Genomic DNA, 24,003 nt, shown 5'->3' on the forward strand with positions numbered 1-24,003 from the left:
TGATGGAATGTACCCGATTGCCTACGCCGATGTTGCGTCCGCGCGTGAGCGCCTGCGGCCATTCTTTGACCCGTCGCCGGTGCGCCACTACCCGCTGCTGGATGAGTTGGTGGGCTTTGGCATCCGCGTGTATGTGAAGCACGAGAACCACTTGCCCACCGGCAGTTTCAAGGTGCGCAACGGCACCGCGAGTATCACGGCACTTTCGCCAGAGGCAGCACGACGTGGCGTGGTGGCCGCCACCACCGGCAACCACGGACTGGGCCTGGCCTGGGCGGGCGCCGCGCGTGATGTGGCGGTGACCATTTGCGTGCCGACGGGCAACAACCCGGAGAAGAACGCCACCATCCGGTCATTGGGCGCCACGCTGGTGGAAGTGGGTGCGCGTTACGACGAGACCGTGGCGGCCTGCCGGGACATCGCGCTGCGCGAAGAGCGAACGCTGGTGCACTCCACCAATCACCGCGAGGTGCTGGCCGGCGCCGGCACCATGACCGACGAGTGGCTGGATGTGGTGCCGGACCTCGATGCGCTGGTGATTGCGCTTGGCGGCGGCTCGCAGGCGGTGGGCGCTTCGGTCGTGGCGGCGCATCGCAAGCCCGGGCTGGCAGTGTACGCGGTGCAAAGCGCGGGGGCGAGTGCGCAGCACGATGCCTGGCACGATGGAACACCGCGGGCCAATGCACCGGTAGCCACGTTTGCCGAGGGCATTGCGACAGGCTCGACATACGAGCTGACGTTCGATGCGCTGCGTCGGGGGCTCACGGACTTTGTGCTGGCGAGTGAACCCGCGATCGCGCAGGCGGTGCGCGATCTGTGGCGTATCACGCACAACTTGCCGGAAGGTGCGGGCGCGGCGGGGCTGGCCGGGCTCAGACTGCTTGCGCCGCGACTGGCCGGGCAGCGGGTTGGAATCGTGATGTGCGGGGGCAATCTCGATGCGGAGCGGGCGGCGGTGGTGCTTGCGGGTGGGAAACCGTAGCCGATTCGACCCATGACTCGCTACTCAAACTCACAACTCGAAACTGATCAGTTGCGAGTTGTGGGTTCGAGTTTCGAGTAGATGGTTGGCGTGACTTACGACTCCGTACTTGAACCCAAAGCTCAAAGCTGACCGATAGTCCGGTTAGCTCTGAACTTTGAGTAGAAGTTCCAAGTTTTGAGTTAAACCGGCCTAGGCCCGCGGGTGCGCCTGCCTGTACACCTTCTTGAGGCGGTCGACGCTGGTGTGCGTGTAGATCTGCGTGGTGCTGATGCTGGCGTGGCCGAGCAACTCCTGCACCGCGCGCAGGTCGGCGCCGGCGTCCACGAGGTGCGTGGCAAAGGTGTGCCGCAGCGAGTGGGTGGTAAGATCGGCACCTTCGCTCACCGCCTGCATGAGCCCCACCATGGCATGCTGCACGGCCCGTGCACTGATGCGCGCACCACGCTCGCTGAGAAACACGGCGCCGCGGGCCAGGCGCGCGCGTGGGGAGCCGGCCAGCTTGGCCAGCAGGACATCGCGCTTGACCAGATAATTGCGCAGCGCCTGCTTGGCATGATCGCCCACCGGCACGATGCGTTCCTTGCGGCCCTTGCCCCGCACCTTGACCTGCTGCGAAACGAGATCGAGATCGGTGAGGTCCACCCCGCGCAGCTCGCTCAAACGCAGTCCGCTCGAATAGAACAGCTCGAGCATGGCGAGGTTGCGCACGTCGGTAAAGTCCAGACTCTGCGCACGCGTGGCGGCATGCTGCAACAGCACCTCGGCCTGCTGCCGGTCGAGATAGGCGGGCAGCGTGCGCGGCAGACGCGGCGTCGGCACGGCGCGCGCAGGGTTCACATCCACGCGCTCGTCCCGGTGCATCCATTTGTAGAAGCTGCGCACCGCCGAGAGCTGCCGCGCGATGGAGCGCTTGGCCAGACCGCGCCGGGTGAGGTGCGCCAAATAGCCGCGAATGTGCGTGCGCGTCAGCGCATCCCACTGCCAGCCGGCTGCACCATGCGTGGCCGCCAGCCAGGTGCTGAACTCGCGCAGGTCGCGCGTGTAGGCCGACACGGTGTTGGGCGAGAGGTCGCGCGCTTTCTCGAGATGCACGAGGAACTCGGCAATCTCGGTTGGGAGCGGCGCTTCGGCTCCCTCAGACATGGTCAGACCGCGACCGTGCCCAACGCGTGCTCGTCACGCCAGGCGGCCATATGCGCGAGCCCGCGTTCCGCATACAGTTCGCGCTTGCGCGTCTTGTCCTTGAGCACGCGGGCCGGCACATCCGTGAGCTCCTCCAGCAAGCCGAAGTTGGCGTTCATGGGCTGGAAGTGCTTCGGGTCGGCCTCACGCAGGTAGCGGTACAGCGCACCCATCATGGTGGTGGGCGGCGGCACGACCGGCTCCTCGCCACGCAGCATGCGCGAAAGATTGATGCCGGCCAGCAGTCCCGTGGCGCTGCTTTCGGTGTAGCCTTCCACCCCGGTGATCTGTCCGGCAAACATGGTGGTGGGGGCATCGCGCAATGACAAATGCGGCGTGAGCGCGGCCGGCGCATTCACATAGCTGTTGCGATGGATGCTGCCGAAGCGCAGGAACTCGGCGTCGGCCAGGCCGGGAATCATGCGAAACACGCGCGCCTGCTCGGGAATGCGCAGCCGCGTCTGAAAGCCCACCAGGTTCCACATGCGACCGGCGCGGTCCTCCATGCGCAACTGCGCCACCGCCCACGGCTTGCTGTCGTTGCGCGGATCGCGCAGCCCAATGGGCTTCATGGGACCGAAGCGCAGACTTTCGCGTCCGCGGCGCGCCATTTCCTCGACGGGCATGCAGCCCTCGAAGTACGGCACGCTGTCGAACTCGTGCGCAGTAAACTGGTCGGCGGTGGTAAGCGCGTCGATGAACGCCTCGTACTCGTCCTTCGTGAACGGGCAGTTGAGATAGGCGCCTTCCTCCCCTGCCCCGTCCATCGTTTCCTTGCCCCAGCGCGAGGCGCGGAAGGCAATGTCCTGATTGATGGACTCGAGACTCACCACCGGCGCGATGGCATCGTAGAACGCCAGCGACTCCACACCCAATCGTGTGCGAATGGTCTCGGCGAGGGCATCACTTGTGAGCGGGCCGGTGGCCACCACGCCCACGTCAGGCAACGCGGTGACTTCTTCGCGCGACACCGTGATACGCGGATGCGCGTGCAGCCGTTCATGCACGCCCTGCGAGAAGATCTCACGGTCCACGGTGAGCGCGGTGCCACCCGGCACACGCGCATCGTCAGCGCAGGAGAGGATGAGCGAGCCCAGCGCACGCATCTCGGCCTTGAGCAGGCCGTGCGCGTTGCTGGTTTCGGTGCTCTTGAATGTGTTGGAGCACACCAGCTCGCCCAGGCGCTCGGTGCGGTGCGCCGCCGTGCCGCGCACGGGGCGCATCTCGTGCACCACCACATCGTGGCCGCGCTCTGCCAACTGCCACGCGGCCTCACTGCCGGCGAGACCGCCGCCGATGACGTGAATGGTCACCGGCCGCTCACGCCACTTCCGCCACCTCGGCCGCGTCCTCCGGCGAGGGCACATCCCACTCGTTGCCGCACTTGATGCACTTGCGGAAGGCCCCACGCGTCTTGTTGGACTTGGCCTCGGCCCCCAGGTAGTTGCACTCGGGGCAGGTGTCCGCCACGGGCTTGTCCCACACCACAAAGTCGCAGTTGGGATAGTTCTCGCAGCCGTAGAAGGCCTTGCCGCGCTTCTTGCTGCGCCGCTCGGCAATCTCGCCGCCATCCTTGGGACACATGATGCCGGTGGGCATGCTGCGCGTACCGCGGCACTTCGGGAACTTGCTGCAGCCGAGGAAGTCGCCCGAGCGCCCATGACGCACCACCATGGGCGCGCCGCACTCCTGGCAGAGATACTTGGTCAGCTCCGCCGGCTTTTTCTCGCCCTTGATGGGGCGCGTGTACTTGCAGGCCTTGGGGTGATTCTCGCAGGCCACGAAGGGCCCGAAGAAACCGCCCTTGGCCACGAGCTTGCCACCGCACTCCGGACACTTTTCCTTGGCGAGTCCGGAGAGGTCGTAGGCCTCGCCAATGAGTGCGTCGAGGTCGTTGTCGTTGAGTGTGCGCTGGAAGGGCGTCCAGAAATCGCCCAGCGCGTGCACCCAATCGATCTCGCCGTCGGCAATCTTGTCGAGCTCCTCCTCCATCTGCGCGGTGAAGCCCACGTTGAAAATGTCGGGGAACTTCTTGACCATCACCTTCTCGACGGTCTCGCCGAGCTCGGTGGGGAAGAAGCGCCGCTGGTCCTTGGACACATAGCGTCGCTCCTCGAGCACCGAGATGATGGAGGAGTAGGTGGACGGACGGCCGATGCCCAGTCGCTCGAGTTCCTTGACGAGCGAGGCTTCAGAGAAGCGCGGCGGCGGCTCGGTGAAGTGCTGCGACGAGGTGATGGCCTTGACCGGCACCTTTTCGTCGACGTCGAGCACCGGCAGCGCCTGTTCGTCTTCGAGAGCCTTGGCGTCTCCCTCTTCACGCGCCTCGCGATAGAGCGCGAGGAAGCCCTGGAACTTGATCACCGAGCCCGTGGCGCGGAACAGGTACTGGCGGCCACCGGCGGGCACGTCGAAGTCCACCGTGGTGGTGTCGAACACCGCCGGCGCCATCTGCGAGGCCATGAAGCGCTGCCAGATGAGCTGATAGAGCTTGAACTGGTCGGCCGTGAGGAACTTCTGCACCGACTCGGGACGACGCGAGGGATCGGTGGGGCGCACGCCCTCGTGGGCGTCCTGCGCGTTCGACTTGGCGCTGGGATAGAGCTGCGCCGTGGGCGCGAGGTGATCGTCGCCGAACTGTGCCCGCAGCGACTCGCGCGCCGCATTGGCCGCGTCCTCACTTACACGCGTGGAGTCGGTACGCATGTAGGTAATGAGACCCGTGGCGCCGTCGATGCCGATGTCGATGCCTTCGTACAGATCCTGCGCCAGGCGCATGGTGCGCTTGGAGCCGAAGTTCAGCTTCTTGGCGGCTTCCTGCTGCAGCGTGGACGTGGTGAACGGTGCCGCCGGATTCTTGCGCCGCTCGCGGCGCTTGACCTCGGTGACGACGAGTTCCTTGCGTCCCTTGAGGTCGGCGAGAATGCGATCGGCTTCGCTGCCGTTGGAGATCTCCGGCTTCTTGCCATCGATCTGATGCAGCTTGGCCGTGAAGGGCTGCTGCCCCTTCTGCAGGTCGGCGGCCACGCTCCAGTACTCGACGGGCGTGAACGCGCGAATTTCGCGCTCCCGCTCGACGATGAGCCGCAGCGCGACCGTTTGCACACGGCCGGCGCTAAGCCCCTTCTTGACGGTCTTCCAGAGCACCGGACTGGCCTTGTAGCCCACGAGGCGATCGAGCACGCGGCGGGCCTGCTGGGCCTCCACCTTGCGGGTGTCGATGTCGATGGGCTTGGCCAGCGAGCGAATGACCGCGTCCTTGGTGACCTCGTGGAACATCACACGACGGATGGGCGCGGACACCGCGTGGCGCTTCGGCTGCGTGAGATACTGCTCCACGTGCCAGCCGATGGCCTCCCCTTCGCGATCAGGGTCGGTGGCGATGAAGATCTCGCGGGCGCCCTTCGCCAGCTTCTTGAGGTCGGTGAGGATGTCCTCCTTGCCCTCGATCGTCACGTACTCGGGCGCAAAGCCCTTGTCGATGTCGATGCCGAGCTTCTTGGCCGGCAGGTCGCGGACATGGCCCACCGTGGCGCGCACGGTGTAGCCGCGCCCCAGATACTTGCCGATGTTCTTGGCCTTGGTGGGCGACTCGACGATGACCAGCGCGGTTCCACCAGCGGGCGCCGGTTCAAGATCCTCCGGTTCCTCGACGGCGGCGCTGCGACGGGCAGCCGCCTTCTTGGCCACCGCTTTGCTCGCGCTGGTCTTTTTGGCTGCGGCTTTTTTGGCGGCCTTGCGGGCAGGCGCGGCAGCCGATGACACCGGCGCCGCGGCCTTTACCGTTTTGGCGGCCTTCTTGGGTGCTGCCTTCTTTGCTGGCATCAGTTCAGTGAATCAGGGGACGCTCGCCGCCCACGGCGCCATCGTCGAACCCGCTCTGTTCCGCGACTGCGCGGATTTCAGCGAGCCCGATGCGACCATCCACATGGACGAGCGCACGCTCCACAAGTTGCTCGAAGTCGGTTTGGTTCACGGTCCCCGAGGCGTGCATGAGAACAAGGTAGCCCCAGGCTTCAGCCGTGAACCGGCCGCGCTCATGTGGGCCTTGTACCCGCAACGGGACGTTCCGCGTTCCGGCCGTGTCGACCCAGCTCCGGGACGACACAGTATCGCGATACAGTAAAGAAAGAATCTCACCAATCTGACGACGGTCGTATCCTTGCGACGACAGGTAGGCTTCCACCTCCACGATATCCGTGTCGGCGGCAAAGCGCTCCCGTAGTTCGGCTACAACCGGTGTCCAGCGTTCGTCCATTTCCTAACCTATCCTCGGCGTCCCATCGCGGGCAAGCGCTTGGACGGTTTCCATAACTTGTTGCTGTGAAAGAGTTTCCACGTTTACCTCCAGATCAGCCTGCGCATAAAGCGGACCGCGGGCCTCCCAAAGGGCCTGCATTTTTATGGCTGGGTCCGCTTGCTGCAGCAGTGGCCGGACCACCCGGGATCGCGACAATCGACGGACGGCTTCGGCCGGACTGATTCGCAGATGAATGATGCGGCCTGGCGGCCTCAGCAGTTCCATGACGCCCGGATTGGTTACCCAGCCGCCGCCAGGAGCCAGCACCATGGGCGGCGCGGCCGCCAGTTCGCGGGTCAGGTCCACCTCGAGCTCCCGAAAGGCCGGTTCGCCCCGCTCGGCAAAAAAGCGCGCCACCGACATGCCCACCCGCCGCTCGATTTCCACGTCGTAGTCGAGAAAGGGGCGCCCAAGCCGCTTGGCCACCGTCCGGCCCACTGTGGACTTGCCCGAGCCCGGCAGACCGACGAGCACCAGATGCCCGTCGATCTGCGCGCCCTCAGCGTTCCACGCGTTCATCGAGCCGAGCCAGATAGGCCTCGAGATTGCGCTGCACCTCGGCCAGCGAATCGCCGCCAACTTTTTCGAGCAGGGCATCGGCCAGCACAAAGGCTGCCATGGCCTCGGCAATGACCCCCATGGCCGGCACCGCCGTGACATCACTGCGCTCCGCGACGGCCTGTGCCGCCTGCCCCGTGGCCACGTCCACCGTGCCCAGAGGGCGCATGAGGGTGGAAATGGGCTTCATGGCCACGCGGACGACAAGATCCTCGCCGGTGCTCATGCCGCCCTCGGTGCCACCTGCGCGATTGCTGGCGCGGCGTACGTGGCCGGCCCGTGTACGGCCCGGGGCGGCCTCGATCTCGTCATGCACCTCAGCACCCGTCCGACGGGCCGTTTCGAAGCCCAGGCCGATCTCCACGCCCTTCACGGCCGGTATGGACAGCATGGCCTGCCCCAGTCGGCCGTCCAGGCGACGGTCCCAGGACACATGCGAGCCCAGGCCAACTGGCAGACCACTTACCACCACCTCGCAGATGCCCCCCAGCGTATTGCCCTCCTTCTTGGCGGCGTCGATGCGGGCGATCATCTGCGCTTCCGCCTCGGGGTCGAGCGTACGCAGCGGCGACGCATCAGCGGCCGCGTTCAGATCCGCCGGCATGTCGGTCGGACGACGCGCATCGATGCCGCCGAGATGCACGAGGTGAGAGCCGATGCTCACCCCGACTTCGCGCAGCAGCACGCGGCAGAGGGCCCCCGCGGCCACCCGGGCCGTGGTCTCGCGTGCCGAGGCGCGCTCGAGAATGTCACGCGCGTCCTGCCGGTCGTACTTGAGCAGACCGGTGAGATCGGCGTGACCGGGTCGGACGCGTGTCACATGGCGCTTGCGTGGGCCCTCGGCGTCGCCCTCTCGCGGGGCGGGGTCCATGATCTCCTGCCAGTTGCGCCAGTCGGTATTGCGAATGAGCATGGCGACCGGCGAGCCGAGGGTCTCTCCGGCACGCACACCCGAGAGGAACTCGATGCGATCGGTTTCGATCTGCATGCGGCGCCCGCGACCGTACCCCTGCTGCCGTCGGGCAAGCTGAGTGTCGATGTCGGCAGCAAGTACAGGCACGCCGGCTGGCATGCCCTCGAGCACGGAAACAAGCGCGGGGCCGTGGGATTCCCCGGCGGTGGTGAAGCGAAGCGAGGCCATGTCGCAACGTAGGCAGACAGGGCCTCAAAAGAAAAGACAGGCGACCCGGGGGGACCGCCTGCCTTTTCCTCCCCCACTCCGCCCCGCCCTTACAGGCAGGTGGTCGTGAAGTTGTCGCCGAGGGAGACGAGCGTCACCCCGCGGACGGTGGCGCCGACCAGCACGAGCTGGCCATTGGGGCGCACCGTGGACTTGATGGGACCGATGATCGGATCCCGGATGGGCACCTGCGCGATGCGGCGATAGCAGTAGGTATCGTACACATCGATGACCGGCTCACTGGAGGCCACGAAGGCCAGACGGGTGCGGAGCGGCGTGGAATTCGCACCGCGATTGAGCGGATGGAAGTCGAGGCCACCCGTGCTCGCCCGTGACTGCAGGATGCCCTGCAGGCGCAGTGTGCGATCGAAGAGATACGTGGAGTCGCCCTTCACCGCATTCAGTTCGCCATCGAAGTTGATGCCGACGCCTTGGACGCGGGCGAAGGTGTTGGCGATGAAGTCGGTCACGTCGAGCGGCCGCGAGATGCCGCGGTCGATGACGGGGATGGGCGGCGTGGGGTCGAGACCCATCGTCGCGTCGTAGGTCATGGCGCGGCTGCCCAACACCGGCCCGCCCTCACCGAACACGGCGCGGCGGAAGTTGCCCGAGTTGCGCGTGAAGGTGGTGTCGCGGAAGGCCAGCTGATCGATGCGCACGACGATGGAGAAGTCGAAGGCACTGCCATCGGCACGCTGGACGCGCTGCTTGTACGGCACCAGCAGCGAGTCACTCCCAACGCCGCCGGCGGCGAAGCGCTCCACTTCGAGCGTGTCCGCGCGGCCTTCGCTCGTGCCCATGGCCTGCTCGAAGAAGAAGTGCGACGAGGCCTTGTTCAGGTTCTCCCAGCGCAGGGTGCCCTGATTCGGGAAGGGCCGCGACTGACCGGGCGTTGGCGTGGTGGAGTACGCCAGGATCACGTCGCCGCAGGGGCTGCCTGGTGCAGTACCACCATTGCACGTCGCCGCCAGATACTGCGGGCGATCGGAGAAGTCGTACACCGTGCGCTGCGTGATCAGCTGATCGGTGGTGGCCGAGCGGATGGTGGTGATGCTGTACGCGATCAGGTTGGGCAGCGGATAGCGATAGACTTCGCGTCCCGTGTTGCCCGCGTTGAGATTCACGTAGCTGACGTTCGTACCACCCGAGTTGGCCACGAGGATGGTGTCACCCATCACGCCGTCGCGATTGCGCGGCCACGCGGCCAGGCCCCAGGGACGCGAGCCCACGATGACCGGCGACAGGAAGGTGGAGTCCGCGAGGTTGTACACCTCGAGCACATTGCGCTCGATGTTGGACAGGTAGAGACGGTCGGTGCGCGGCACATAGAGCGCGTCGGCAATCTGTCCACCCGCCGGCAGCGGATTGGTATAGCCGGCCACGACCTGCACCGTGTCGCTGCGCTGACCACCCGACGGGAAGCGCGCCACATCGCGGCGGCCGTTGGCGTTGCGGGCGAAGCCCGCCACCGTGACCTGCGTGGGGAACACGTTCACCGGGATGCGGGTGCGGAAGGTGCGCACCAGCGTGGTGAAGGCGCCGTTGCTGGACACGGAGTCGGCTGTCACGAGTTGCCCCGTGAGCGTGCGGACTTCGTAGCCGAGCGTGGTGATGCCCACCGGATCGGTGGCTTCCACGAATACGGTGTCGGTGATTTCCACGCGGCCTGAGACGCCGGTCCGCACCACGGGCACGGTGTTGGCGTTGGCCGGGCTCTTCACTGCGTACGACACCGGGTTGCCCAGCACCCGCTGATTGAGCGAATCGGTGATGAAGGGCGTGACCTGGATGGTCGCGCCACGCACCGAGTCGGGCAACACCAGCGTGTCGAGCACCGAGATGGAATCGCGGAGCGGCGAGGTGTAGCTGACGGAATCCTGAACGACGAAGGCGCCGGCAATCTGATAGCCCAGCGTGCGCACCTTGTAGCGCGCCTTGCCGGACAGCGAAAGCACCACGGCCTTTCCGCTCACCACCGGCGAACCGGCGGTGGGACTGGTGATAAGGGCCTGCGGCGGCTCGAGGTTGCCGACGGTGAGGGCCACACGGGCCGTATCCGACGCGTTGCCTGCGCCATCGACGGCCAGTGCACGCGCCGTCACCGTCGCCCCGATGGGCGCGTTGGACGGGACGCGCACGTTCACGTTGATGGTGAGCGTGGTGACCGCGCTCGTCATGACCGTGTCGTACTCGGCCGTCACACCACCAGTGAGCAGCAGGCGGACGCGCTTCAGTCCGATGTTGTCAGTGGCGTTGATGGTGACCGCCAACAGGGAGTCGGCGGTGGGATTGCCCTTGGCCATCTGCACCCGCGGCTTGATTTCGTCGCGGAAGGGCGGATCGATTACTTCGTCACCGTCGCAGGCACTCAACAGCGCGGACGTCGCGAGGACGGCCAGGCCGAGCAGCCGGCGGGGTGTGGGGCGCGCGTGGGCGCCCCGGGGCGAATGTGCGGGCATGGGATTCAAGTCCTCGTCGCGTCAGCGGCCCGGCGGCGGCGAAATGCCTTCGTCGAGAATGTGCGGCGTGACCAGGATGAGCAGGTCGCGCTTGGTTTCATTCTTGGTGTTCTGCGAGAACAGGCGACCGATGAACGGCAGGTTCATGAGCACCGGGATGCCGCTGCGGAAGCGCGTCGTCTCGGTGACCGTGAGGCCGCCGATGACCGCGGCCTCGCCGTCGGCCACCAGCACCTGCGACTCGGCGCGCTGGCGGTTGAAGATCACGCCCACATCGGTGGCGGCGAGTTCAGCGCTCGAGTTCTCGGCCTTGATGTTGAGCATCACCATCTTGTTGTTGGTGATCTGCGGCGTGACCGAGAGCTTGATGCCGGCTTCTTCCTTGGAGACCGCGGCGCGGGGGAAGAAGGCCGCCGCATTCGGCGCCTGGCCGCCGGCACCGCCACCACCACCCTGACCACCCTGCGCACCCTGACCACCGGCGTCGATGACGCGGATGGGAATCTCCTGACCGACGAAGATCTCGGCGCTGCGATTGTTGAGGATGGTGATGCTGGGCTCCGACTGCACATCAGCCAGCGATGAGGTCTGGAGCGCGTTGAGGAAGGCCGTCAGCTGATAGCGACCCAGCGCGGTGCTGTAGATCAGGTTGAGCGCGTTCGGCTTGATGGCGTTGTTGGCGTTCGCGATACCGGCGATGGCATTGCCACCGAGGTTGATGCGCGCCGGGCCCTGGAAGGGTGTGCCGCCGCCCATGGCATCGGGCACTCCATCACCATCGGTGTCGACGGGCGAGAGCGTGTTCGGATCGGTGCGCGGCACCAGCTGCTGGAAGAACTGCTTGTTGCCGGTACCCAGATCGTAGGCCAGGCCGATGTCCTGGATGCCCGTGCGATTCACGAACACGATCTTGGCCTTGATAGCTACCTGCGGCGTGCGGATATCGAGCTGCTGAATGCGGGCCACGATTTCCGGCAGACGCGACGGCACTTCGGTGATGATCAGCTTGTTGGTGGCGCTGTCGGCGGCCACTGAGCCGCGTACCACGCAGCCCTGACCACCCTGCTGCTGGCCGGCCTGTCCGCCCATCTGTCCGCCCTGCATGGGGAGACCCATCTGCTGACCAGTCTGCGCCGTGGAGATCTGCGAGCAATCGCGGGCCAGCAGCGCCGACACGGTGTTTCGCAGCGTGGCCGCCTTGGCGTAGTTGATGTCGACGATCTGCGTGACGAGCGGCTCAAGCGCCTGATTGGTGGCGAGACGCTGGTAGCTGTCCACCGTAATGATGCCGCTGGCGTCTTCAGTGGCGGCCAGACCCTGCGACTGCAGGATGGCCTGAAGGGCCACATCCCAGGGCTTGTCGGCGATGTCGGCCGTGACCAGGCCGTCGACGTCCTTGCCCACCACGATGGTGCGGCCGGAGAAGGTCGCGAAGGCCGCGATCACGTCGCGGATGTTCGTGCCATCGTAGCTGACGGTGATGCGCGGCTTCTGCGGCTGACGGCGCGCGGCGGCCACGGTTTCGGTCGTGGCGAGCGTGCGGGGAGTGAGCGGGGAGTTGTCGGCAGCGACCGTGGAAACAGCGGCAGCCGTGGGCTCGGGAGCCGTTGTAGCGGAAGCCTCAACAGCAGCAGCCTTGACCGCGGTGGTCTCGGCGGGTGCGGCCGTGTTCAGTTCCAGCTTGCCGGCAGCCACCGCCGTGGTGGTGGCACCGGTGAAGTTCTTGGAGCCCCAGCGCGCGAACTGCGCCACCGGTGCATCGACCAGCAGGCGCACGATGTCGCCGTCCCGCTCGATGACGTAAGAGTGCGTCTGATCGAGATCGATGACGATGCGCACCGTATCGGCGCGGTACTGCGAGAGGCGCACGTTGCGCACGGCGCCGCGAGCCTTGCCGTCATAGTTGGACGGAATGGCGAGGCTGGCCCCACCCAAGTCGACTACAATGCGCGACGGATTGTCGAGCGTGAAATGCGCGAGGCTGACCCCGGCGTCGACAGCCAGCGCCACCACGGCGCCGCCTTCGGACGGCGCCACTTCGATGGCGCGCACGCGGCCACGGACCGCATTGTCAGGTGTGGTGGCCACAGGGGCCGGAGATACGGTGCGCGCCAGGGGTGCGGTGGGCACCGGAGCGCCGTGCACCAGGAGCGCGGTCATCACCGCAACGGTCGTCGGTCCCATCATGGGTTCCTCGCTTTCGTCGTGTCGCTGCTCAGCGGCAGCGTTTCCTGCCGATTGAATCCGAATTCTTCGATGGTGAACTGCACAGCCTTCTGCTTGATGGCACTCACACGCAGGCGGCCCAGCTGCTGGCCCGCGCGCACGCGGTACTGCACTTTCGAGAAACTGTCGCGGAGAATGGCGACGGAGTTGTTGCCATCGGGATCGAAGGCGACGGCCACGAGGCGCAGATCGCTGAGCAGCGGACGGATGTCGCTGCTCGACATGAGCGACTTGTACGGGTCGCGGCGACCCCCGCTGCTGTACGAGTAGGTCTCGCGGGCAATCACGATTTCCGACGGCGCCTTGTCGCCCTTCGTGTTGGCGGCAGGACTGGCGCTGGGCGCCACCACGCCGGCCGACTCACCGGACACTGTACGCGTCTTGACGGGCGCGGCCGACTGGGCACCGAGCGACGCCGCCGACATGGCGACGAACGCGAGGGCACTGAGCGCGAGAGGACGGATCATGACGAACGCTCCTTCGCGGCGCGCGCGGGCGCCGTCTTTTCCACGTACGTTTGCAGCGTGATGGTGGACGCGAGCGCGTCCTTCTGACTGGTGCGCAGACTCGACGAGGCGCGCTGTGCACCCATGGCAATGCTGAACTTGACCGGCGCCACGATGCGCGGCAGCGAGCCCACGTTGGCGAGGAACTCGCCCACCTGGTGATAGCCGCCGATGATGGTGACGGTGTAGCGGTAGGTATCGAAGCGCTCACCGGCAATGACCGGCTCCGGCATCACGCCGCCCACATCCAGGCCGGCGCGGCGTGCCGCCGTGCTGACTTCCTCGAGCAAAGCGGGCACTTCGTTGCCCGTCGGCACGAGACGACGCATGACGGTGAGTGCCGAGCGATTCTCGGCGGCTTGAGTGCGCAACGACTCGATGGAGCCGCTCGCGAACTCGCGGGCCGCCTTGAGATTGGCTTCCTCGAGCTGCTCGATGCGCGTTTCATCAAGCGCGAGCTGCTCGTTGGTGGAGGCGTAGGGATACATCCAGTACAGGAACGCCAGAGCGAGCGCCGCGAAGGCAATCAGCAGCTTGACCTGGTCCCGCTGGGCTGTTGGGAGAATGGACATGATCGACTCGGTTCAGCGCACGGGGACAACAAGCGGCGTCGTCTGGATGACGCCCTTCGGGGGCACTTCGTATTCGGCCTTCAGCTCGAACTGCGTGACGTCCTTGCTGTCGACGATCACGATTTCCGACTTCGTGAGCGCGACCTTCTGGATGAAGGGCGAGCTTTCGAGCTGCCGCATGAACATCGTGAGGGCCTGAATGTCCACCGTCTGCCCGACGAGCTTGAATTCGAGCGGATGATGCACGGCAATCGTGTCGGCGACCGCCTTGGCCTTGGCCTCCTTCTTCGCGGCGGCAGCCGCAGCCGGTGCCGCGGCCGTCACCGCCGAATCCCCACCCGGAGGCAATGGCGCATCGCTGGTCTGTTCAAGCGACGTCAGCCAGGTGTAGGCCGGCAGCGCGCGGCTCACTTCATCGAGGATGTGCGCCCAGTTGTAGCGGTTGTCGTCGATGGTGCGAATGATCTGCAGCTGGCGATACACGGAGTCGCGCTCGCTCGTGAGCTTGTAGCGCGCCGACAGCACCTTCTCGTAGCGCGTCGAATCGCGTACCGCGCGATCGAGGCGCTCGCCGAGTTCGGCGGCGCGGGCGTTCTGCGCGGTGAAGAGGAAACCGACGGAGGCGACGGCCACCACGACCGACGCGGCTGCACCGAGCAGCCACGGGTCCTTGACGCCGCCCCCGAGGGCGCTGAGCGATGACGCGAGGCCCGCGACACCCGAGGTCCGCGTGCCCTTCTTCGCGCCGGGCAGGAGATTGATCTGAATCATCATGGGCGGGATCCTCAGGCGGCCGCGCGAAGGGCGAGGCCCACCGGCAGCATGAGCAGCGGGGCGACTTCGTCCGTGGAGAGGAATTCCATGGCTCCCTCACGCACCGTGAGCTGGGCCAGGGCGTTGGCCGGCTGCACCGGCATGCGCAGACGATCAGCCAGCCAGGGCAACAGACCCGGCACTCGGCTTCCACCACCGCAGGCGTACACCGCGCGGATGGCGCCGAAGCTGCGCGACGAAGTAGCGAGGAAGGTCGCAGCGCGCTCGAGGCCGATGGCGAGTTCTTCACCGCGCATGGCGATGATGTTCTGAAGCAGGTGATGTGACTCGCCGCCACGCAGCAGGTCTTCGGCTTCATCCGCGCTCAGGCCTTCGCGCTGCAAGTCCTCGCGGAAGCGCCGCGTACCCACGCCCAGATCGCGCGTGAGAATGGGCGTGCCGTCGTCGAGGATGTTGAGGTTGGTGGCTTCGTTGCCGATGTTGAGCAGCGCCACCGTCCCGTTCATGGCATCGGGATAGTTGGTCTCGAAGGCGTTGTGCAGCGCGAACGCGTCGACGTCGATGACCGAAGCCGGCGCACCGGCTTCCTGCAGCAGATTCTGCCGCGTCTCGACGAGTTCACGCTTGGCAGCCACGAGCAACACGCTCATGTCGAGGCCATCGCCGTCGGGGTCGAGCACCTGGAAGTCGAGCTCGACGGAGTCCATGTCAAAGGGCACGTGCTGTTCCGCTTCCCAGCGCATCAGCTCACGCGCCTGCTGCTCCTTCACGCGCTCCATCTGAATCTTCTTGACGATGACATCGCGTCCGCCGACGGCGGCCACGATGTGCTTCGTCTTGACGCCCGTCGCGGCGATGGTCTGGCGGATGGCGTCGGCCACGATACCGTGGTCCATGACTTCGCCTTCCACGATGACCGTGTCGTTGAGCGGCGTGATGACGACCTTCGCCAGCTCCGGCTTCGATCCGCTGTGATCGATGACGACGGCCTTGACGAGGCCTGAGCCGACATCAAGTCCGACCGTGAGTTTCTTCCGACCGAAGAGCGCCATGGGACTGGGGGGTTGCACAGTGAGGAGCATTCCGCCTGTCCCGCGCGGCGTACGGCTTGAGGGACAGATTGACCTGTCAGGACCTGACTTGTCTCCCTTGAAACGACCCGCGACTCACGAGGTAACGCTGGTCACAGGGGGGTTCACGGGCGTGCGGTGCCACTTTGTGACAGTGCGGGCCCATTCAGCCTCCAACGGGTCGGTCCTTCTGACCGGGTGTCGGTTATCCGGTGACATAGGTCACCAACCTCGACCTGGCGTGCGAATGCCAAACACGGCGGCACGCGGACGGGCGAGTGTGGCCAGCGCGAGATCCACTGCGCAGGGGTCGAACTGCAGGCGCGAAGACGGGCCCAATTGCACGACATCGGTCGCGGCGTCATTCGCAATGACGGCGCCGTGCACCGTGAGTTGCCCGGCGCGCGCATCAAGCGAACGACGCACCATCAGCAGGCCTCGCAGCTCCACTTGCCCTTCGATGACGACGTTGCCGTTGACGACCAGCAGTCCGTTCCAACGCAGCGGACCGCGAAGGGTGAGCAATGGGACGTCGAAACGGCGAGCGCGCCAACCCGGGTCGGAAATGGGCGACTGCACCGCGTCGGTGTTGGCGTGCGCCGGCAACCGAGCCAGTACATCGGCCCAGCCGTTCTCCACGGCATCGCGCTGTGCGGACGTCGTGGCCCGCCATGCCGGCATGGTGGACCACAGGCGTCCGCTGTCTGGTGAGACATCGGCCGCCACGACTGGCGGGACACTGGGCAGCACATACGTGCCCGGACACCATGACGTGGCGAGGGGCGCGGTCTCCGAGATTGTTACACCGTCTTCGCCCTCCACCATGGCCAATGCGGTGAGCGGCGACTCGCGAGGTACGACGGGCGGTGCGAGCCAGAAGGCGCGCCGTTCAGTACGGCGGGCAACGAGAGTTCCCGGTGGACCACTGGTGGCGGCGGGCTGTGCATCGAGTTCCAGCCACGCGACGAGCGGATGGGTGCGTTGCCAGGACGAGCGCACTCGAATGGCTTCGACGTGCGCATCCGGGCGCCAAACACGTTGTGCGAGGTCATGTCGCGTCAGCGAATCCTGCGCGTACGTGGCGACCGCCTGCACCGCGGCTTCGTCGAGTGCGCGTACCACCTGCTGCGCGCGACGTGCGGAGTCCGCGCTGCGTGACGCGCGCCATGCCGTATGCAGCAGGCCGGTGGCGAGCAGGCTGATACTGGCCACGACCACAATGGTGAGTGGCAGGGTGCTACCTTTTCGCCTGCGGCCTCGCCGTGATTGCCCATTGCTCTTCATGGCTGTGGCGGGAGCGAGTCAGGCTGCGGCGCGCCGCGCAGCGCCAATTGCACCTGCACCGAATCGCCGGCGCCAACGGTGCGACCGGCGGTGGTGTGCGGCGCGCGCAGCGTGAGCGTCAGCAGCGCGGCCTCACTGGCGTTGGATGTGGGCGCCCCCCGCCAGTTCGCAGCCTGAATGCGCATACCACCGGCGACGGCGCTGTAGAGTGGCCCGGCCAGCGGCTGGACCGTTTCCCATCCGCTCACATCAAGCGTGCGACGACCGATCCACCATTGCCCATCGCTGCGGTAGTGCGTGTAACGCGTACGACGCTGCAGCAGCACGGGCGTACCCGGTGCGAGGTCGGGCCCCCAGGTGGAGTCCACCACCGTACGCCAACGCGGCAGACGCAGTCCGTCACCCGCTGCGCCGCACGGTCCCTGGCCCAGCGCGCTCCATGTACCGGTCGCCATCCGTGCGGGCACTGGCGCGCTGACCAGTGCCCCGCCGGTGGGGAACGCCGCGTGTTGCCAAGCGGTGAGCGCATCGCCGGGGCGCGCCACGCCGAGTGGCGAGGGGCTGAGCGCCGACATGTCGCCCAACACCAATTGATCAGGGGCCGGCCGATTGCAAACCACGGCCGCCGCCAATACCGCGTCGAACTCGAGCAGCGTGTCACTGACCGCCACCACATCACCCACGCGCAATCGATCGACATCGTGCGACAACACAAGCACCGCATGCCGCAGCTCGCGCGACACCTGCAGTGTGCGTCCCTGGGTGCGTGCGGAGCGCGCAACGGAGAGCATCAGCATGACGGCCAGGCTGCCCATGATCGCCATGAGCGGCAGGGCCACCAGCAGCTCGATGAGGCTGCTGCCGCGAGGGCGGCGGCGTCTTGTTTGGCGTCGCGCCGCGCGAAGTGACCCGGACCTCACTCGCATAACGCAGCCCCCAGCGACGACAACTCATGCCAGGTTTGGCCAGTATTCGACACGACGAGCGCACTGGGTCGCCACATCAGGCGCAGCCGCTCGTGTCGCGCCGGCCCGTCCGGCTGCTCCGTCCCATCCACCGTATAGCGATTCCGCACCGCTTCATTCGTGGTTGAAGCCGACGACTCACAGGCATGCAGCTGCAGCGCACTGCTATGTGAGAGCAGCGTGCGCTGCGCCACGTCCTGTGCGAGGGCGCTGTTCACGAGCATGGCCGACGAGTTGGCCAACAGCAGCACCACCGTGGCGCTGGCGCTCAGCAGCACCATGGCCACGCAGCACTCGACGAGCGCGCGCCCGGATCGGAGAGTGGGCAGATGTGACATGGGGCCACGGTATCACCCGTGGCCCCAGATCATGTCATCAGAACGTTGCGCGTTGTGTCATGGGAACGCGGGCGGCACATCGGCTGCGATACGTCGCAAGCCGCTGGCGTGCAGCGGCAGCAGAATGACAAAGGCCGCACCACCTTCGCGGGCCCGCTGCACCCAAATCGTGCCGCCCAGATTCTCGATGGTGCTGGCCACGATGGCGAGTCCGAGGCCCGTGCCCTTCCCCGGCTGCTTGGTGGAGAAGAACGGCTCGAAAATGCGCTCTTCGTCTTCGGGCGAAACGCCGGTGCCCGAGTCGGCAATAACCACCTGCAGAAAGCGCGACGGAGACTCGGGCCTGGCCAGCCAGGCGATGGCGCGCTTGCTGGGCCGGTGCGCCCAGCGCTGCGGCTCCGGGTCGGTGCGCCGCTTCTCAATGGACTCAGTAAAGGCCGAGGCCTCGTTGATGCGCGAGCGAATGACGATGTCGCCCTCGCGGTCCATCGCATCCACCGCATTCAGCAGCAAGTTCACGAACACCTGCTCCAGATCATGCCGCTCGGCGTACACCACGCCATCCGGGGCCTCGAGTTCGCGGTCCAGACGGAAGCGCCGCACAATGCCCTGATCGGCCAGGAGACGCAGCACGTCCTCGATGACCTCGTCCACCACGATGGGCTTGGGAGTGAGCCGGCGCGGACGCGCGTAATCAAGCAGGCCGCGCATGATGCGATCAATGCGCGTGATTTCGCGCTCGAGCGCATCGATGGGCTCGGCCGTGCCCGGCACGTCCCGTGTGCGCATGCGCAGCAGGTGCGCATAGTTGGCAATGGCCGACACCGGATTGCCGATTTCGTGCGAGATGCCGGCGGCAATGCGCCCCATGGTGGCGAGTTTCTCCACCCGCAGCCTGGACTGCGTGGCCGCGTTCATCTGCTCGGTCATGCGGTTGATGCTGTCGGCGAGGCGGTTGAACTCCTCGGTGCTGGCCGGCGGGACGGTGCGTGACGAGTCGCCCTTGGCCATGGCGTCGGCGGCCTCTACACAGTGTCCAAGCGGCTGCTCAATGAGTTCGGCCACCTGCCTCTGCAGCATGCTGGCCGACACGAGGGCAATGAGAAACACCAACAGCACGACGATGGGCCACCGGATGGCAGCGGGCAGCTGCTCGGTGAACCACATGGTGGTGATAATGGCAACAATGAGACCGCTGCTGGCGAGGACGAGCACGCGCTGCAGGCGATCGTGGATGCTGGGCCGCTTGATTTCCGTCACGCGGGGAGGATGCAACCTCGGCGCGAGTGGGGCAACCGGAAACGGCAAAGGGGTCAGGCTTTCGCCCGACCCCTCCCCCCCAACCAGTGTGGCCTGCCGTGGCTGGCCGTGCTGTTGGATTGTCCGTGTTGCGTGCTGCGGTAAGCCGGTGGCTTACTTGCAGGCCGCGCCGTACGGGATGCCTTCCTCGATCGGCGCCACAGCCGCGGCACCCACCGCGATCTGGCAAACCACACCCGAGGCGGCATGCGTGGCCGTCGCGCTCCAACCGTCAGCCGCCGGCGTCACAGCCACAACCATGCCTTCCGAGCCGTAGGTCGCGGGGACCGTCCAACCCAAATACGTGCCACCCTCGGAGAAGAACGCTTCGCCCATCGGGACCAGGTTCTTCAGGTCGGACTTGGCGGCCGTGACGTAGGCCTTCTTCTTGGTGTCAGCGAACTTCGGGATCGCGATCGCGGCCAGGATGCCGATGATGACGACGACGATCAGGAGTTCGATGAGGGTGAAACCCTTGCGAGTGCGCTTCATGGTGGAATCTCCAATGGGGGTTGGTGCGTCGGGCTCGTCCTAGGTGACGCGCCCTTCGACGCCATGCAGAATGGCAACTGCCTTGCCAGCACGGCGGCCCCAATTAAAGCTGTTGCCACATAACGACTTGCATCATTTCTACGCGCATTGGGTCCTCGCGACGGCGCTCGGATTTCGCAAGATTCCTTGCAGCGTGCAATCCCCCAGTCGCGGCCTGCCCAATCGCCCTGTGCCGGCAACGAAACAGCGCCGTCACGGCTGTGACGGCGCTGTTCATCTCCCCTGGCCCGCGGTGCAACGCGGCATCAGTTGCAGACAGTGCTGCTCTTGATGTTGGGGCCCGAAGTGAGCGTGCACTGCACGCCGGGCAGCGCCGTATGGCTGGCGGTGGCGGTCCAGCCCTGACCGGCAGGCGTGAACGAGAGCGTCACGCCCTGTGAGCCCAGCGGCGGGGTGAAATTGGCGTAGGACTGGTCCTGGGAGAACACGGTCTCCGCCATCGTGGCCACGCGCTTGAGATCCGCCTTCATGGTGGCGTAGTGCGACCGGCGCTTGGAATCACCGAACTTGGTGATGCCCAGCATGGCCAGCAGACCGATGATGACGACCACGGTCAGCATTTCGATGAACGTGAATCCGGCGCGGCGTCGCGAATGGGATTGTGACATCAGGCATCTCCGTAGCGGGCAAGCTTGCGATACAGGGTGGACGGATCAATTCCCAGCATGTCGGCGGCGCGACTCTTGTTGCCGCCCTCGTTCTGCAGCACCCACTGGATGTAGGCCCGCTCGATGGCTTCGAGTGTTGGCGTGACGGGGGCGCGTTCGCTCACCAGCGGTTCAGCACGACGCGAGGTGACCCGTTCGGGCAGGGCCTCGGGCCGCACCACATGCCCCGACGACAGAATCACGGCGCGCTCGAGTGCATTCTCCAGCTCACGCACGTTGCCCGGCCAGGCGTAGGCCATCATGGCGTCGAGCGTGTCTTCTCCCAGCACCTTGGGATCCTCGCCGCGCAGCAGGGCCGAGCGATTGAGGAAGCTCTCGGCCAGCAGCGGAATGTCATCGGCGCGCTGACGCAGCGGCGGCAGGTGCACGGCAATGACGTTGAGACGATAGTAGAGATCGGCACGGAAGCCGCCGCGCTTGATTTCTTCTTCGAGTTCGCGATTGGTGGCCGCCAGCACGCGGGTATTCACCGGCACCGATTCCGTCGCACCTACGGGAATGATCTCACGCTGCTGCAGCACGCGCAGCAGCTTGACCTGCGTGGACGGCGTGGTCTCGCCGATTTCGTCCAGAAAGAACGTGCCCTGGTCGGCCGCAGCAAAAAGACCGGTCTTGTCCTTCACCGCACCGGTGAACGAGCCCTTCACGTGGCCGAACAGTTCGCTCTCCAGCAGCGACTCCGGCAGGGCGCCACAGTTGATGCTGAGAAAGTTGTTTGGTGCGCGTGAACTCAGTTCATGGATGTAGCGCGCGATGACTTCCTTGCCCGTGCCCGACTCGCCGGTGATGAGCACCGTGGAGTCGGTGGGCGCCACGGTTTCGGCCAGGTGCAGCACATCGTTCCAGCTCTTGCTGCGGCCAATGGGCCGACCGGCCGTGTTGCGCTCGCGGCGACGAATTTCCTGTTTGAGCTCCTGGTTCTCGATGCGCAGCTTGCGATGCTCGGCCGCGCGCCGGAGAATGGCCACCAGCTCGTCGTTGCGGAACGGCTTCTGGATGTAGTAGAACGCGCCCTCGTTCACCGCCTGCATGGCCGACTGCAGCGTGGCCTGTGCCGTCATGAGAATGACCGGCATGTTCGGGTCGTTCTGGCGAGCGGCGCTCAACACCTGCACACCCGTGACATCGGGCATGCGGACATCGGTGAGCACAATGTCCGGCTGCAGCTCGGTCAACTTTTCAATGCCCTGTCGTCCGCCCTGCGCCACATGCGGCGCAAAGCCTTCCGACTTGAGCAGGATGCGCAGCGAATCGAGGATGCCCGATTCGTCGTCGACGATGAGAACGCGCGGCAGATCCGCGGTGGCAGGAGCGATCACGCAGCAACTCCGGTTGCACGAACTGATGAAGTGTCAGACGCAGCCCGCGCGGTGGGCAGCAGGATGGTAAAGCGGGTTCCCACGGGCAGGTGGTCGACGGTCACGAGACCGCGATGCGCCTCCACCGAGCGGTGCACCACTGGCAAGCCCAGACCACTGCCACTGGCCTTGCCCGACACGAAGGGTTCAAACAGGCGGCCGCGCAGGTGATCGGGCACGCCCGGCCCGTCGTCGGTGACCGTGATGGCCAGCAACTCACCGGCGATGGCGCGATGGTTGCGGCCTTCGCCGTCATGCACATGACGTGACACCGTCACAAACACGTGTCCCGCAGGGCCTACTGCCTGCACGGCGTTGAGCACGAGATTGAACACCGCGCGATGCAGCAGGTCCTCGTCGCCAGTGAGCGGCGGCAAGTCGGGCGAGACATCCACCTGTACCTGCACGTTCTCGCCGCGATCGGGATGCGAGGCCGCGAGGGTGGCTGCCGCCTGCACCAAGGCTCCGAGATCCAGGGACGCGGTGTGGGTCACCCGCGCGCGCGCGAAGTCGAGGAACTCGGCCAGCAGGCGGCTCAGACGATCGGCCTCACGCACAACGAGGCCGTGCAAGATGCGTTCGTCTTCGTCTTCTGTCTGACCTTGCTGCGCCACCCGCAGCGATTGCCGGCGCGCCAACTGCTCGGTGGCGCTGCGAATGCTGGCCAATGGATTGCGAATTTCGTGCGCCAGCGATGCGCTGAGCTCGGCCACGGCCTGCAGGCGTTCGGCGCGCACATGCAGCGTCTGAAGCCGCTTGCTGTCGGAAATGTCCTGAAAAATGGCGGTGGCCGTGGTGCTGGCATCTGGACGGATGCCATCGGCCACGGTGGTGGTGACACCGATCTCCACGTCTTCATCACCGCGGCGAATGACGCCTTCGGCGCGTGTGGTGCGCACCCCATCGCGGGCGCTGCGCTCCACGAGGTCGGTGAGCTGCGGCGAGACGCGGCGCAGTGTGGGCAACACGGGCCGCCCGATGTAGGCGCGCAGGTCCAGTTGCAGCAGGTCCGATGCGGCCGGGTTGGCGTAGAGCAAACGGCCCTGCGCATCGACGGTAAGGATGCCGGAGCGAATGGTGCGCAGAATGTCGGCGGCTTCGAGCTGCACCTTGGCCAACTGCGCGGCCAGCGCTTCACGTCCCGAGCCCGCCTGGCGCAGGCGCTGCGCAACAAAGCCCGTCCCCAGCGCCACGACAATGAAGACCACCGTTTGCACGGCAAAGCCAAGACCGGGCGAGCCGCCACGCAACCAGAGTACGTCGGCCGCGTACAGCCCGCAGGCGCCGGCCGCGACCGCCAGGCCGCCGCGCATGGGCAGCAGCAGCGCGCCACTGGCGATGACCAGAATATAGAGGGCGGCGAACTGCGAGCTCCAGCCGCCGGTGATGTGCACAATGCTGGTGACCAGCAGCAGGTCAATGACGCACTGTCCCGCGAAGTACAAGCGCCCCAACGGCTTGCCGTTGGTGCCATAGAGGGCCGAACCCACTGTGGAGAAGGTGGCCACGGCAAAGGCCAGGGTGGCCACCAGCGTGTCCGTTGGCTCGGCCTGCGTCCATACGAACACAGCGGCCACCAGGATGGCGGAGGCCAACGCCATGCGTCCAAGCCACACCCAGCGCAGCACGCGGGATGGCTCGAGCAGCTCCTGAATGGGGTCCTGCGGAAACGCCGGCGTGTAACGCACGCTGGTCCGGGTGCCGGGAACGGTTGAAAAACGGATTCG

Annotated in this window: 21 protein-coding genes; 1 reads left to right on the forward strand and 20 read right to left on the reverse strand. The window is 66.1% G+C overall.

Features of this window, described 5'->3' with window-relative positions; genetic code table 11:
* Positions 1 to 7: 7 nt before the first annotated feature.
* Positions 8 to 982 (forward strand): threonine ammonia-lyase, encoded by a 975-nt coding sequence (locus B2747_RS17360; RefSeq protein ID WP_291163893.1) that lies wholly within the window; start codon positions 8 to 10, stop codon positions 980 to 982.
* A 192-nt stretch (positions 983 to 1,174) separates the two neighbouring features.
* Here the strand turns inward: B2747_RS17360 and B2747_RS17365 are convergent, their stop codons facing one another.
* The 20 genes from B2747_RS17365 to B2747_RS17460 form a co-directional block, all read right to left on the reverse strand.
* On the reverse strand, positions 1,175 to 2,128 hold the full coding sequence (locus B2747_RS17365) for a tyrosine recombinase XerC (RefSeq protein ID WP_291163896.1): 954 nt from the start codon (positions 2,126 to 2,128) through the stop codon (positions 1,175 to 1,177).
* Between the two features lie 2 nt (positions 2,129 to 2,130).
* Positions 2,131 to 3,534, reverse strand: a complete 1,404-nt coding sequence (trmFO, locus tag B2747_RS17370; RefSeq protein ID WP_343125918.1) for a methylenetetrahydrofolate--tRNA-(uracil(54)-C(5))-methyltransferase (FADH(2)-oxidizing) TrmFO — start codon at positions 3,532 to 3,534, stop codon at positions 2,131 to 2,133.
* Positions 3,488 to 5,992, reverse strand: coding sequence for a type I DNA topoisomerase (gene topA / locus B2747_RS17375; RefSeq protein WP_291163902.1), 2,505 nt, complete (start codon positions 5,990 to 5,992; stop codon positions 3,488 to 3,490). Before topA ends, trmFO begins: the two co-directional genes overlap by 47 nt.
* A gap of 4 nt (positions 5,993 to 5,996) precedes the next feature.
* Positions 5,997 to 6,425 (reverse strand): DUF494 family protein, encoded by a 429-nt coding sequence (locus B2747_RS17380; RefSeq protein ID WP_291163904.1) that lies wholly within the window; start codon positions 6,423 to 6,425, stop codon positions 5,997 to 5,999.
* A gap of 3 nt (positions 6,426 to 6,428) precedes the next feature.
* Positions 6,429 to 6,986, reverse strand: a complete 558-nt coding sequence (locus tag B2747_RS17385) for a shikimate kinase (protein WP_291163907.1) — start codon at positions 6,984 to 6,986, stop codon at positions 6,429 to 6,431.
* A complete protein-coding gene (aroC, locus tag B2747_RS17390) occupies positions 6,967 to 8,166 on the reverse strand; it encodes a chorismate synthase (protein WP_291163910.1) in 1,200 nt (399 codons plus the stop codon). Before aroC ends, B2747_RS17385 begins: the two co-directional genes overlap by 20 nt.
* An 89-nt stretch (positions 8,167 to 8,255) precedes the next feature.
* Positions 8,256 to 10,664 carry a YncE family protein gene (locus B2747_RS17395; RefSeq protein ID WP_291163913.1) on the reverse strand — a complete coding sequence of 803 codons (2,409 nt, stop codon included), beginning with the start codon at positions 10,662 to 10,664 and terminating at the stop codon, positions 8,256 to 8,258.
* A gap of 21 nt (positions 10,665 to 10,685) precedes the next feature.
* On the reverse strand, positions 10,686 to 12,824 hold the full coding sequence (locus B2747_RS17400) for a type IV pilus secretin family protein (protein ID WP_291163916.1): 2,139 nt from the start codon (positions 12,822 to 12,824) through the stop codon (positions 10,686 to 10,688).
* Positions 12,825 to 12,847: 23 nt separating this feature from the next.
* Positions 12,848 to 13,357 carry a hypothetical protein gene (locus tag B2747_RS17405; RefSeq protein ID WP_291163919.1) on the reverse strand — a complete coding sequence of 170 codons (510 nt, stop codon included), beginning with the start codon at positions 13,355 to 13,357 and terminating at the stop codon, positions 12,848 to 12,850.
* Positions 13,354 to 13,968 carry a type 4a pilus biogenesis protein PilO gene (locus B2747_RS17410; RefSeq protein ID WP_291163922.1) on the reverse strand — a complete coding sequence of 205 codons (615 nt, stop codon included), beginning with the start codon at positions 13,966 to 13,968 and terminating at the stop codon, positions 13,354 to 13,356. The genes B2747_RS17405 and B2747_RS17410 overlap by 4 nt, the downstream gene beginning before the upstream one ends.
* 12 nt (positions 13,969 to 13,980) lie before the next feature.
* Entirely contained in the window at positions 13,981 to 14,742 is a 762-nt protein-coding gene (locus B2747_RS17415) for a PilN domain-containing protein (protein WP_291163925.1), read from the reverse strand.
* 11 nt (positions 14,743 to 14,753) lie between these two features.
* On the reverse strand, positions 14,754 to 15,794 hold the full coding sequence (gene pilM / locus B2747_RS17420; RefSeq protein WP_291163928.1) for a type IV pilus assembly protein PilM: 1,041 nt from the start codon (positions 15,792 to 15,794) through the stop codon (positions 14,754 to 14,756).
* A gap of 240 nt (positions 15,795 to 16,034) precedes the next feature.
* On the reverse strand, positions 16,035 to 17,024 hold the full coding sequence (locus B2747_RS17425) for a hypothetical protein (RefSeq protein ID WP_291163931.1): 990 nt from the start codon (positions 17,022 to 17,024) through the stop codon (positions 16,035 to 16,037).
* A gap of 68 nt (positions 17,025 to 17,092) precedes the next feature.
* Positions 17,093 to 17,935 (reverse strand): hypothetical protein, encoded by an 843-nt coding sequence (locus B2747_RS17430; RefSeq protein ID WP_291163934.1) that lies wholly within the window; start codon positions 17,933 to 17,935, stop codon positions 17,093 to 17,095.
* Positions 17,936 to 18,012: 77 nt separating this feature from the next.
* Positions 18,013 to 18,399: a hypothetical protein gene (locus tag B2747_RS17435; protein WP_291163937.1), complete on the reverse strand. Its 387-nt coding sequence runs from the start codon at positions 18,397 to 18,399 to the stop codon at positions 18,013 to 18,015.
* 57 nt (positions 18,400 to 18,456) lie between these two features.
* Complete coding sequence (locus B2747_RS17440; protein WP_291163940.1) at positions 18,457 to 19,659, reverse strand: sensor histidine kinase; 1,203 nt, start codon at positions 19,657 to 19,659, stop codon at positions 18,457 to 18,459.
* Between the two features lie 153 nt (positions 19,660 to 19,812).
* Positions 19,813 to 20,190, reverse strand: coding sequence for a type IV pilin protein (locus tag B2747_RS17445; protein WP_291163942.1), 378 nt, complete (start codon positions 20,188 to 20,190; stop codon positions 19,813 to 19,815).
* A gap of 305 nt (positions 20,191 to 20,495) precedes the next feature.
* Positions 20,496 to 20,858, reverse strand: coding sequence for a prepilin-type N-terminal cleavage/methylation domain-containing protein (locus B2747_RS17450; protein WP_291163945.1), 363 nt, complete (start codon positions 20,856 to 20,858; stop codon positions 20,496 to 20,498).
* On the reverse strand, positions 20,858 to 22,237 hold the full coding sequence (locus B2747_RS17455; protein ID WP_291163948.1) for a sigma-54 dependent transcriptional regulator: 1,380 nt from the start codon (positions 22,235 to 22,237) through the stop codon (positions 20,858 to 20,860). Before B2747_RS17455 ends, B2747_RS17450 begins: the two co-directional genes overlap by 1 nt.
* Positions 22,234 to 23,964 (reverse strand): two-component system sensor histidine kinase NtrB, encoded by a 1,731-nt coding sequence (locus tag B2747_RS17460; protein WP_291163951.1) that lies wholly within the window; start codon positions 23,962 to 23,964, stop codon positions 22,234 to 22,236. Before B2747_RS17460 ends, B2747_RS17455 begins: the two co-directional genes overlap by 4 nt.
* Positions 23,965 to 24,003: the final 39 nt, after the last annotated feature.

Origin of the sequence: Gemmatimonas sp. UBA7669, from assembly GCF_002483225.1 — a bacterium.
Classification (GTDB): domain Bacteria; phylum Gemmatimonadota; class Gemmatimonadetes; order Gemmatimonadales; family Gemmatimonadaceae; genus Gemmatimonas.

Coding starts and splice junctions, on each gene's coding strand:
- B2747_RS17360 (WP_291163893.1), top strand. CDS start 8: ATGTACCCGATTGCCTACGCCGATGTTGCGTCCGCGCGTGAGCGCCTG.
- B2747_RS17365 (WP_291163896.1), bottom strand. CDS start 2,128: ATGTCTGAGGGAGCCGAAGCGCCGCTCCCAACCGAGATTGCCGAGTTC.
- trmFO (WP_343125918.1), bottom strand. CDS start 3,534: ATGTGCCCTCGCCGGAGGACGCGGCCGAGGTGGCGGAAGTGGCGTGAG.
- topA (WP_291163902.1), bottom strand. CDS start 5,992: ATGCCAGCAAAGAAGGCAGCACCCAAGAAGGCCGCCAAAACGGTAAAG.
- B2747_RS17380 (WP_291163904.1), bottom strand. CDS start 6,425: ATGGACGAACGCTGGACACCGGTTGTAGCCGAACTACGGGAGCGCTTT.
- B2747_RS17385 (WP_291163907.1), bottom strand. CDS start 6,986: ATGAACGCGTGGAACGCTGAGGGCGCGCAGATCGACGGGCATCTGGTG.
- aroC (WP_291163910.1), bottom strand. CDS start 8,166: ATGGCCTCGCTTCGCTTCACCACCGCCGGGGAATCCCACGGCCCCGCG.
- B2747_RS17395 (WP_291163913.1), bottom strand. CDS start 10,664: ATGCCCGCACATTCGCCCCGGGGCGCCCACGCGCGCCCCACACCCCGC.
- B2747_RS17400 (WP_291163916.1), bottom strand. CDS start 12,824: ATGACCGCGCTCCTGGTGCACGGCGCTCCGGTGCCCACCGCACCCCTG.
- B2747_RS17405 (WP_291163919.1), bottom strand. CDS start 13,357: ATGATCCGTCCTCTCGCGCTCAGTGCCCTCGCGTTCGTCGCCATGTCG.
- B2747_RS17410 (WP_291163922.1), bottom strand. CDS start 13,968: ATGTCCATTCTCCCAACAGCCCAGCGGGACCAGGTCAAGCTGCTGATT.
- B2747_RS17415 (WP_291163925.1), bottom strand. CDS start 14,742: ATGATGATTCAGATCAATCTCCTGCCCGGCGCGAAGAAGGGCACGCGG.
- pilM (WP_291163928.1), bottom strand. CDS start 15,794: ATGGCGCTCTTCGGTCGGAAGAAACTCACGGTCGGACTTGATGTCGGC.
- B2747_RS17435 (WP_291163937.1), bottom strand. CDS start 18,399: ATGTCACATCTGCCCACTCTCCGATCCGGGCGCGCGCTCGTCGAGTGC.
- B2747_RS17445 (WP_291163942.1), bottom strand. CDS start 20,190: ATGAAGCGCACTCGCAAGGGTTTCACCCTCATCGAACTCCTGATCGTC.
- B2747_RS17450 (WP_291163945.1), bottom strand. CDS start 20,858: ATGTCACAATCCCATTCGCGACGCCGCGCCGGATTCACGTTCATCGAA.